The following is an 11,176-nucleotide window of genomic DNA, read 5'->3' as shown; positions in this document are numbered from 1 at the left end:
TTTTCCAAAACAATGCTAGTTTCGAGAACCGAAGCAGCAGAAATAAGACGACGCGAAGCTGCTGCTATTTGGCGATTGAAATCGGGGCGTTCTGGTTCGTCACAAAAAATCGCTATTAACGCTGAAGAGTCAATTACCATCACTGAGGCAATCCCCATTCGTCATAGCCTATTGTTGTTTCGGGCGAACGAGAATCCAATACGGGTAAAGCAGCACATCGCTGGGCAATCGCATCGAGTTCTTCAGCCAGAGAATAGGAAGAACGAGAAGTTTTCAAACGCTCTAACCGTTCTTTGACTGCTATAAAGACAGCTTCAGTAATAGACTCACCCGTCAATTCGGCTAGCTGACGAACCAAAGCATCTGTTTTGTTGTCTTTAATACTCAGAGGCATTTTTCTACTTTCTACCTTTATTTCTATATTATAGAATTAATCGAAAAAGGGGTATATTAGCTTCACCTGCTGCTAGAGCTACATTTCCTTTAGCGAATTTTTTATTGATGGCTTTGCGGAAGCGTAACGCAAGTCGTAGACTCAGCTATACGCCCTAGCTTATCGCTGCTAAACTACATTTCCAATGCAGTTTCAATTGCTGCCCTTCCTTCTCTAAGGGCTGCGTCAGCACTATAACAAATTAACTCGAAATCAAACGCCTTTCCCTGCTCATCGATGATAGAAAATTGATAACAACGTGCGGTCGTATAATAGACCAGTAGAACATAGCGATCGATCGCTATCCATTTCTCTACTCTAAATTTACCCTTCAACATCTTCGCAATCGACCTATTTCTATCAGTTCATCCACTAGTTCTAATGCCACCATATTATCCTCTATAGCTAAGACCTGAAAGGGTTGCGCCCACGACCAATGCCCAGGAGAATCTTTAATCATTACGCGATCGCCTACGCTAATTTCATCGCCTACGCTTATTTCTTCATTTTGGGTAGAGATTTCTTCAGCTTCTACTTCCTCAATATCTTCCGCTACCTGTACTGAAGCATCTTCAGTAGTTTCTAAATTACTGGCATCATTATCATCATCAGCTAATTCTTCTTCTACCATTATTCCGTTTACCACCGCCATCACTTTATCTATTACCAAATTCCAAAGCTTATTAATGACATTCGTACTACTAGAATCTGTCTTAGTTTTTACTGCTCTGTTAGTTATCAATGGCGGTTCATCATCTGCTGCATCGCGAAGTCTCAAACCTCTTATAAAAGACCCAAAGCGATCGCGTCCTTTCTCTATATTCAATCTCAACTGATTATTTAACAAGTCGGATAGTAAATTTACAAACCTACGTAACCCAATTGACCTAGTACCAGTATCGTGGCAGTACTCAGCATAGTTGGGATACAACCATTCATCATTGTGTAAATACCAATTATCAGAGTTACTATCTTTATCGCGTTTTGCTACTCCGATATTGGTTCGCGCTTCGGGATCTAAAATTACTTTGTTATCTAACCAGTCAGCGATCGGATTAGTTTCTACCAAAGTTTGTGCCTTCATCACTGCTAAAGAAGGAACTGCACTTTCGTAATTTTTGATAATTTTAGTAGCTTCTGCTTCGTCCATTTCTAGAACCCAATTGAGCAATCCTGGTAGATAGGGGACAAACTCACCAAACATTTCTCCGTTACGATGTTCGATTAGGTTTCTCTGCCGATCGCTCTCAATCCGATTAAACATCGGTATGGAAATTCTTCTTCTTTCTAGTCCTGAAGTATAATCACTACTCTGAATCACTTCATTAGTTGCCACGATGACCATTGCTTGTGGGGTAAAACCACCACTACTTTGTTTGTATTTAACTTCATAAGGTAAGGTATCCTGTCCAGTTAAGGCTTTAAGCTTACTAACTTCCCCTGCGTAACGCTCCGAATCGTTGATTAAAACTAATCTTTTACCAGCAACCGAAGCTGGTTCAAACTTTTCAGACTCAAGTTTTTTCAAGGTAGTGGTATGAGTGTTTTCTTGTCCTACTAGTGCGATCGCCAGTCTGGTAAATGTTGACTTGCCCGTTCCTCCAGGTCCTACTAATTCCAAGTATTTCTGCCAGTCCGTTCTTCCTGTTACTACACCTCTCAAGTAAGCTCTCATTAACTGAACTAAATCCTCGTCACCCCTACACATTTGGTTTAGCCATTGCTGTATTGGGTAGCAGGACAACAGAGGATTAAAGTCATAAGGCAAACACCAAGTCAGTTTATGTTCGGGGGCATGGGGCAGTAACTTCTTGGTTTCTAAGTTTAAAACTCCGTTTCGCAATGGTAGCAATCCTGTAGCTTCATCCCAACAACGCACTGCTAAATCCATTTTTAGTAGACCAACTACGCCGTTAATGAAGCTAATAGTGAAGCTTGGCTTTTTGCCCTTGGGATTTGAGCTAGCTAATTCAAGGGCGATCGCTTCTAATTCTAACTTTACTAACTGCCCAACAAACTCTGTAGGTTCGATACTCCAAATCCCTGACATTACCGAACTATAACGATACCACTGCTGTAATTGAGTATTCCAGGCTAACTGCGATCGATACTTGGATGCTAACCAAAAAGATAGATCTGACTGTGACCAATTCGGTAATTGGGGAGACTGTGAGGCTTCTGCTTGTTTTTCTGTGGCTTTGTTACTCTGACTCTCTGTCTGCTTATATTGTTGTTCGATAGCAGCCTCTAATTTGGCAGTTAGTTCTTCGGAATCTAAATGACGATGAACTTGTACCCAATCAGCTAGATCCCCTTTCTCTGGTATTTCCGACCAGATATCTTGAGGATTCAGAATCAGACAGGAAAAACCAGTTTCAACCGCTACCGATTCTATTAGTCTGGCTTTTTTTCTTCCTGCTTCATCATTATCGGGAAAATATACTAATCCCTCTGCACCAGCTTTTTTTAGAGCTTTTATAGTTGAAGCAATTGCGTTTTTATTCCAATTAGAACCCTGCCAAGTTATTGTAGCGATCGCTCTTTTTCTTGCTGCTTCGACACATTGTTCCCCTTCTACTGCTAACACCCACTTATTACGGCAATGGGCAGCAGCTTCTTGTTGCCGATAAGCATTCCAGTCTTTTGACCCTCTTTTCCACCGTACTAATCCGTTTGAGCTAATGTGTGCCTGTCTAAAGGTTTTTTCCCTTCCTTTATCGGTTTGCCACTCGAAGCGAGATACCCATTGATTTTTTGAGTAGTAGTAACGGGTTTCAGTAGCGTTGCTAGGTATTCCCTGTTTCTGTAGCCATTCGGGAACTTCTGTTTCTCTACTTGGATGAGGTATATCTTCGGCTGCTTTCGGTAGTCTGGTTAAACTAATTTCTAATGAAATTGCTTCAGCAGATGAATATGGATGGTCGAGCTTTTTCCGAGCCGAGCTACCTGAATTATTGCCCTGTCTTCGTCCTTCTTCTACTTCGCTCCAGGGACGAATAGCTTCTCGGATGTCTCTAACTTCGCAACCACACTTAAACGCATAATACTTGCCACTACGTTTGTCGATCTTGAAACCACCGTCGCTACAGACAGGGCATTTACAGTGGTATTCAGTTAAAGTTTGTTTGACTATATCAAGGCGATCTAAATAGTCAATAATTTTAAAAGGTGAGATGAAGCCAATCATGCTACACCTCGTGAATTTTGAAATTTTATTTGAGACTGTACTAAAGCGAAGATGTCAAACTGCGCTATCTCTTTTACAATAGAGTTATCCATTAGGGTACTCCTTATGGGACTTTTAAACTGTGGCGATCGCGCTCAAGGCTACCAACCATAGCGATCGCTCTTTTACAATAAGCTAAAAAGATTATAGCCTACGTATACGTAGGATTCAATTAAAATTACGCTTTTAATGAACGTTTTATTTGGATACAATCTAATTAAAATCAGCAAGGAAGGAAGGTTGATTCTCCTGTTTTAAAATTTAGTTATGGCTCAAAAATATCAAAGAGATACTGATAACGGCAGATATATTGAAAGTGGACAAGCAGAAATGGCATCTAGTCCAATTTCTGTTCGTTTACCTCTAGATGTCGATCGAAAGGTCAGAGCTATTCCTAATAGAACAGAATTTCTAAGAGAAGCAATTGCTAAAGCGTTACATGAATTAGAAAATCCACAGTCAGCATAGAGCTTTTTTAAGCTATAAAAAAAATCTTTCAAATTGCTCGAAAACTTTCTAGTCGTCTATTGATACTTCTCCGCGAAAGCCTTTGACTAAATCCTCAAGGCTAATTTTGAGTATTGAGCAAAGCTTTAGTGTCTGCTCTGGATTTAAACTAGGTTTAGATACACCTTTTTCCCAATTACTAACCGTTTGTGGTCTAACGTTGAGTACTTTTGCAACTTGAGCTTGAGTAACGTCAGCTAAATCTCTGCGTAACTTAAACCACTGTGCAAAAGAAAGTTTCATGGTAGACGGCGTAATAAGGGTCGTTACCATCATATTCTTCCTTGGTTTTTTCCAATCAATTGTTTATCCAATTATAGTTAATTAGTAAAAATATAGCATATATATCCAAATAATTTGCTTTTGTCCAAATATTTGGATACAATAGGTTCAACGATGCAAGCCGAGCCAGCGTGAAACTGGATGCACAACTAAATAAGGTTTTGCTTTGAACAATCTCAACTGCACCAAGAAAAATCAATAAAACTCTTTTCTTAGAAACCCTAGTAACAGATCTAGAGCGATCGCCCTTCGGGGCGATCGAAGATTGAAAATTTAAATTAGCTATCGCTAAAGACTTAATGAACACAAAGGAGAGCATACAACTTTGCACGGTTACTGCTCTCCTTGTCACTCATCAATATGAGGTTAATTAATTGTGACATACACAGCAACAAAACCACCACTCTCAGCACTAACTGTAGACGAAAAGATTCTTGTCACCATCGAATTCGCACCGAACATTCATCCTACAGAAACCGAAAAATATAATTACCAACCTAAATTCAGATTCCATGATGAGGTAATTAATAAATTTAATCCTTCCGAAACGCTTACTATCTGCGGAATGGAAATAATTGAAAGTAAAACATCATCAGGCAAACTTCTGAATCAACCTTACTGGAAATATAAGGTCGAAGACGGAAGCTGGTACGATGAGTCGGTTTTAATCCACCAATCCGATACCTGTGCTAAGTGTCCTTACTTTCAAGATTACAACGATGAAAGAGGTCGAGGCTGGTGCCACTGCTTTGACGATGCTACTAGAAAACATCATGTACGCACTAATGACTGCGATCTTAACTCTGAATCCAGGTCGCTCTTTGCCCTTCCATACTCTGGATATGATTATGGGGATAAAGTCAAGATAATTGACTCTGACGAAGACCACATTGAATGGGCAACGTTTGAGGTTGTTGAGAAAAGGCACAACCCTCAATGTTATTCCTCTGCTGATAATTATCTAACTCAGTCGGAGTGGTATTACCTGCTTTCTCCTGCCTATGAGGATACGTGGGTGGCAGAAAGAGAGCTTTGCCATGCCGAACTTTCTTACACAGTCGCAACTGAAGAATTGTTCTGACACTAAGAAGTTCTTAGTCGTTAGCTTTTGGCTATTAGCTAGCTAATAGCTAATGGCTAAAAGCTAATAGCTTTACTAAACCTTTTAACTCGCCTCACTTTATTCAATACTCTCAACAATTATCATGATTCAATCACAGCTTTTGGTAGAAATTAGAACTTTTAACCAGCCCTTTCCCGAATCAGAAGATATTCCAACTATCACTATCTATCATGACTCTCATGATAACTATTTCATGTCTTCGGGAATTGAGGAGATTAAAAATGCAGTTTTAAGGATAGTTCCGCATCTCGGCACAAATTGTCGGCATCCTCTTTTATTTTCTGTTCGGCTTCTACCAAAAACTGAGTCTGATGCAAACGACTCCTCTGTATCTTCTTCTAAACCTAGAAGACGACGCTCTAGGTTTAATACACAACCATAGTCGATCGTTGTTTGGAACAGGGCGATCGCATGAGGACTAGGTAATGAAAATTAGAGCCTTAAAGTCAAAGTTATCCAAAGCAGGTTTTATCTGCTGTTCCCGACGAGGTAAAGGTAGTCATAACTTCTGGAAACATCCTATTCACCCAATATCAATAGTGCAGTCTGGTAAAGATCATTCTGATGCCAAACCCTACCAAATCAAAGAAGTAGACTCAGCACTAAAACAAATTAAATGTTCGCGATCGCTCTCAAAACAGTACAATAGTATTAATTAAACTAAGCTGTTAGCCGTTAGCTATTAGCCATTAGCTGAAGAATTGTAAGCTAAGAGCTAACAGCCAAAAGCTAAAAGCTTTATATCAATGCTTTTCAACAATCATGAATAATTCTTCAATTGATTTCGGTTTTAACACTGACGAATTTGTTGGCGAAATAACTACAGTTCCTTATTCTCAATTCCTCAACGCTAGTAGTAAAAACTACGGTCTTGCCATTACTTCAGCCAATGCTTCCTTAGCCGAGTTTGAATTAACTGACGGTTGGCAACCAGTAGAACATGAGTTTGGCGACGGCAGCAAGGAAACTGTGTTGCTAACTAAACAACCTCGATTACTCGTACTCAATCGTTCTCAACCTTTGATGAGTAATGAAATTGAAACTATACCCTACTCAAAAGCTAAGTGCGATGAGGGTGGCTATAAAGCATTCAGCTATACGATAGTTTGGTTCCTCGACAAAAACAACAAACCTATATCAAAATTACCTTTTCGGCTTAGATGTTCTGGTAATGCAGGTTATACCTTCCACAAAAATTACCAATATTATGATAACTCCAACAGCTTCTGTAAAAAGTTTTTCGCCAGCTACAAAACTCTTACGGACGATCCTGCAACCGAAAAAAATAGTCTTTTCTATGCTCATGCTGTTTATCAACCAACATTGGTTAGAGAAAAAGTTACATCTTCGGTTAACGGAAAAAGTTCTTACGCTGTAATAACTAAAAGTTTTGTAGAACCAACTAAGAATAATTTTGGCAGTCTTATCATCAAAAATGGTTCTCAAACGAGCGATCGCATCAAGCAGCTAATCGAGACTACCAAATCTTGGCTCAAAACTGAATCGGTAGAAGCTGAAGAAGAAAAGACTGAGGGCGAAGAATCAGAGCAGGATGTTGTTGAGACAGAATTATCTGCTGACCCCGTTCCTTTTTGATTTATGGAAAACAGAAAACAGGCATTGCAGATCTCGCGAGGTTTAAATATCTGCTTTTTATATTCTGTCGGGATTAGGCGATCGCCTCTGGCGCAAGCTTTGCTTATCGGCTCTGCCGCTGCAATCATGCAATCGCGCTCCAACTTTTTCGCGTTGCTCCCTGCCAAAAGTAAAAAAATACAAGTCAGTGACCCAATTATTTTTTGTGTAAGAATAGTACAGCAATACAACTATTTACTTTAGGCTATCTATTTAAGTGAGTTCTAAAGTAATCGGAGGAAGGAGTTTTGGCAAAAACTATCATCGATGTAGATGAGTTTAATGGTAATAATGGGTTTGTAATCTCTGCTGACAATCAACTTTTCGATTACGATGCCCTTGGTGAATCGGTTAGTAATGCGGGTGATATTAATGGCGATGGTCTGGATGATTTTATTGTTGGCGCACCCAATGCGGGATTGGCAACGGTAGCCTACAACGATTATTATGACCGTTTTGATGTTAGCGACCGTCGCGGTGCAGCTTATGTTATTTTCGGACGCGAAACCAACTTTGCTGCTAATTTCAAAGTGAATGCTCTCGATGGTGAAAATGGTTTTACGATTGAAGGACTGAATGTTGGCGATCGCCTGGGTTCGCAAGTAAGCGGTGCGGAAGATGTTAACGGTGATGGTTTTAACGATCTTCTCGTCAGCACACCTGATGAAGTTCATTTAATTTTCGGACGCGAAGGGGGTTTTGCTGCCAACTTCGATTTAAATAGTCTTGATGGTAGTAATGGTTTTACTCTCCAAGGTGAAGAACGAAACTATTTTTTAGGTTATGCCCTTAGCAGTGCGGGCGATCTTAATGGCGATGGGTTTGATGATTTTATCATCGGTGCGGATGGAGCGGGAGAGCTTTTAAATGAAACTTATTACGCTGGAACTACCGACAGACGTGGTGAAGCTTATGTTGTTTTCGGTCGCAAGAAAGGGTTTACTACCGACTTCGATCTTACTAGTCTCGATGGTACTAACGGTTTTAGCCTTCGGGGTAAAAGAGCCGTAGATTTATTAGGTAATGCGGTTAGTAATGCTGGGGATATCAACGGTGATGGTTTGGACGATCTGGTTGTCGGTGCGCCAGGGGCTGGCGACAATGTTGAAAATTACAACTCCAATGTCATCGGCGATAATCGCGGTAAAACCTATGTAATTTTCGGTCGTAAGAAGGGTTTTACTGCCGAGTTCGATCTCGATCGTCTTGATGGTAGCAATGGTTTTAGTATTGAAGGCTTGAATAGAAATGAATCTTTAGGAAGCGAAGTTGCTAATGCTGGAGATGTTAATGGCGACGGCTTTGATGACTTTATGGTTGGCACCACTACTGGCATTAGCAATATCAATAGTAAAGTTTATGTCATCTTTGGTGGCGAGAATGGTTTTACCAGTGAGTTCGATCTAAATAGTCTCGACGGTAGTAATGGCTTTGTCGTTCGAGGTATGAAAGGAGGTAAATTGGGCAGCGATCTCGCTAGTGCAGGAGACGTTAACGGCGATGGCTTTAGCGACATAGTAATTGGTGCGCCCGATGTTGCTAATAAATTTGGCGGGGATAGTAGTTATTTTGGTGTAGCTTACGTCCTTTTTGGCAGCGATGATGGTTTTGCTCCAGCGATTAATATAACTGCTCTTTCTGCCGAGAATGGTTTTACTGTCAGGGGTGTCAGCTATAACGGGGGCTTGGGAACTGAGGTTAGTAATGCTGGAGATATCAATGGTGATGGCTTGAGTGATATTATTCTCGGCGCACCTTCTTACGCGATTCGTTTTACTGGATATGCAGGTAATGCTTACGTAATTTATGGCTCTCAAACATCAGTACCTGCTGGGACTAATAAAAACGATACAATCGCGGGTAGTTCGGGTAACGATCGCCTTTCTGGATTGGCTGGCAACGACAAGTTGCGAGGACTCGACGGTAACGATACTCTAATCGGTGCTTCGGGCAGAGATCGTCTGTTGGGTAACAACGGTAAAGATGTTCTCTATGGTGGTGTCGGTAGCGATACCCTCAACGGCGGTAATGGCAGCGATCGAGTTCTGGGTAATCCAGGTCGCGATCTGGTTTATGGTGGTACTGGTAATGACACCCTCTCTGGCGGTACTGCTAAAGATACTCTAGTCGGTGGTCGGGGTAACGACCGTCTTAATGGCGAAGCTGGTAACGACCGTCTTATTGGGGTAGCCCTTAATGGCGGTAGTTTGGGGTCTAGCGAACAAGATACTCTAACTGGCGGTAATAGTAGCGATATCTTTGTCTTAGGCAATAGCTCTGGTGTCTTTTACGATGATGGCGATAATTCTACGGCAGGAGATAGAGACTTGGCTTATCTTACAGATTTTAATCCCCAACAAGATAAAGTGCAGTTGGCGGGTACGGTTAATGAATATCTTCTCGACTTCGTGCCGAGTAGTGGAGATAATCTCAATGCTCAATTATTTTACGCACCTGAAGCTGCTGTTGAGGGAGAACTTATCGCTCTCATAGAAAATGTCTCTGCCAATTTGAATCTTAACGACAAAGCATTTATCTTTGTCTGAGTTGTACATGGGTTTTGAGGACGAATTGTTCTTAAAAAACTACCTATATTTAATTCAACGCGATTATCCGAAGGATACGCTGAGTCCTTCTGACTTGCGTTGCGCTTTCGGCGCGCATCGCACCCCCAATCGAAGCGACATCTGTATTACACCAACTGATATATGCACTCTCTACCGTTTGTAAAGTATTTAATTATGGCTTAACTATAATGAATAAAACCAATTCGAGCTATGATTTGCTTATAAAAATTCAACAAATAAAACTGATTAAATTAATCGGTTTACTAGAGCTAACTTACTATGGTAAATATCTTCGCTCTTGATAATATCAATGGTAGCAACGGCTTGATAATTAATGGTATCGCTTCAGGCGATCGGCTGGGATATTCTGTCAGCAATGCTGGCGATGTTAACGGTGATGGTATTGAAGATATTATTGTCGGTGCGCCCGAAAAATTATACGATGAAGCTTTATATAACGATTACTTTGGGGAAGGCAAAAGTTATGTAATATTTGGGCGCAGAGAAATTGACGAAGATAAAAGCGTCGATTTAGACAAGCTTGATGGTAGTAATGGGTTTGTCATCAATGGTATAGAACTAGGCGATGGCTCTGGTTTCTCTGTCAGCAGTGCAGGAGATTTTAATGGAGATGGTATAAACGATCTAATTATCGGCGCGCCCAATAAATACGAGTTTGACTCAGAATCTGGCGAAAGCTATCTGGTATTTGGGGGAACAGAAATTGGCAGTGACGGTAGTATCGAACTAAGTTCTCTTAATGGCAGCAATGGTTTTGTAATTGACGGTATTAATGTAGGCGATCGCGTCGGTTTCTCTGTTAGCGAAGTCGGGGATATTAATAATGATGGCTTCAGCGACGTAATTATCGGCGCACCTTATGCCGATCCTGATGGAGTCGATCGCGCTGGCGAAAGTTACGTAATCTTTGGTGGTAACTCAGTTGCGCCAGAAGGCAGTTTAGCTCTAAGCTCTCTCGATGGCGTTAACGGCTTTATTCTCGAAAGCGATAGCAACTATGATTACAACGGCTATGCAGTTAGCAGTGCGGGAGATGTTAACGGCGATGGTATTGATGACATTATTATTGGTGCCCCTGGATCGCCGTATAGCTATGAGTATGCTAGCAATGGCAAAAGCTATATAATTTTTGGTAGCAGCAATCTTGGTAGTAATGGCGTTGTTCGGCTAGATGCTCTCGATGGTAGCAATGGCTTTGTAATTAACGGTATTGCTGAAGACGATAGAGTAGGTAGCTCGGTTAGCAGTGCAGGAGATTTTAATGACGACGGTATAGACGATTTACTAATTGGTGCGCCTCTTGCCGCTCCCAATGGCAATGATGCTGCGGGAGAAAGTTATGTAGTCTTTGGCAACTCCGCTCCAGAAATCGACCTCAATGG

General features: G+C 41.1%; 12 protein-coding genes. 7 read left to right on the top strand and 5 right to left on the bottom strand.

Annotated features, from left to right (window positions below):
- The 4 genes from KV40_RS37455 to KV40_RS32625 form a co-directional block, all read right to left on the bottom strand.
- Positions 1-140: type II toxin-antitoxin system VapC family toxin (locus KV40_RS37455; protein ID WP_156114179.1), on the bottom strand; the 140-nt coding region annotated here is incomplete at its 3' end.
- Positions 140-394: a type II toxin-antitoxin system VapB family antitoxin gene (locus KV40_RS25270; protein ID WP_036487201.1), complete on the bottom strand. Its 255-nt coding sequence runs from the start codon at positions 392-394 to the stop codon at positions 140-142. The genes KV40_RS37455 and KV40_RS25270, both read right to left, overlap by 1 nt.
- Before the next feature lie 173 nt (positions 395-567).
- Entirely contained in the window at positions 568-771 is a 204-nt protein-coding gene (locus KV40_RS25265; protein ID WP_036487199.1) for a hypothetical protein, read from the bottom strand.
- Positions 765-3,620, bottom strand: a complete 2,856-nt coding sequence (locus tag KV40_RS32625) for a phage/plasmid primase, P4 family (protein WP_052055951.1) — start codon at positions 3,618-3,620, stop codon at positions 765-767. Before KV40_RS32625 ends, KV40_RS25265 begins: the two co-directional genes overlap by 7 nt.
- Before the next feature lie 306 nt (positions 3,621-3,926).
- Between KV40_RS32625 and KV40_RS25255 the strand changes: the two genes are divergently transcribed.
- Positions 3,927-4,127 carry a hypothetical protein gene (locus KV40_RS25255; RefSeq protein ID WP_036487197.1) on the top strand — a complete coding sequence of 67 codons (201 nt, stop codon included), beginning with the start codon at positions 3,927-3,929 and terminating at the stop codon, positions 4,125-4,127.
- A 48-nt stretch (positions 4,128-4,175) separates the two neighbouring features.
- On the opposite strand, the gene KV40_RS25250 is transcribed toward KV40_RS25255, so the two are convergent.
- Positions 4,176-4,409, bottom strand: a complete 234-nt coding sequence (locus tag KV40_RS25250) for a helix-turn-helix transcriptional regulator (RefSeq protein ID WP_036487195.1) — start codon at positions 4,407-4,409, stop codon at positions 4,176-4,178.
- Between the two features lie 415 nt (positions 4,410-4,824).
- Here KV40_RS25250 and KV40_RS25240 point away from each other — a divergent pair, with 415 nt between their 5' ends.
- From KV40_RS25240 to KV40_RS25220, 6 genes are all read left to right on the top strand, one after another.
- Positions 4,825-5,529, top strand: a complete 705-nt coding sequence (locus tag KV40_RS25240) for a hypothetical protein (RefSeq protein WP_036487190.1) — start codon at positions 4,825-4,827, stop codon at positions 5,527-5,529.
- Between the two features lie 124 nt (positions 5,530-5,653).
- Positions 5,654-5,953: a hypothetical protein gene (locus KV40_RS34350; RefSeq protein WP_216595718.1), complete on the top strand. Its 300-nt coding sequence runs from the start codon at positions 5,654-5,656 to the stop codon at positions 5,951-5,953.
- A gap of 43 nt (positions 5,954-5,996) precedes the next feature.
- Positions 5,997-6,230 (top strand): type II toxin-antitoxin system HicA family toxin, encoded by a 234-nt coding sequence (locus tag KV40_RS33730; RefSeq protein ID WP_072013902.1) that lies wholly within the window; start codon positions 5,997-5,999, stop codon positions 6,228-6,230.
- A gap of 103 nt (positions 6,231-6,333) precedes the next feature.
- Positions 6,334-7,167 (top strand): DUF5895 domain-containing protein, encoded by an 834-nt coding sequence (locus KV40_RS25235; protein WP_036487188.1) that lies wholly within the window; start codon positions 6,334-6,336, stop codon positions 7,165-7,167.
- A 287-nt stretch (positions 7,168-7,454) separates the two neighbouring features.
- Positions 7,455-9,752: an FG-GAP repeat protein gene (locus tag KV40_RS25225; RefSeq protein WP_052055950.1), complete on the top strand. Its 2,298-nt coding sequence runs from the start codon at positions 7,455-7,457 to the stop codon at positions 9,750-9,752.
- Between the two features lie 300 nt (positions 9,753-10,052).
- The coding region (locus tag KV40_RS25220; RefSeq protein WP_036487183.1) for an integrin alpha at positions 10,053-11,176 on the top strand (1,124 nt) is incomplete at its 3' end.

Source organism: Myxosarcina sp. GI1 (assembly GCF_000756305.1).
In the GTDB taxonomy this organism is placed as follows: Bacteria; Cyanobacteriota; Cyanobacteriia; order Cyanobacteriales; family Xenococcaceae; genus Myxosarcina.
This window is presented reverse-complemented; position numbering and strand designations above follow the sequence as displayed.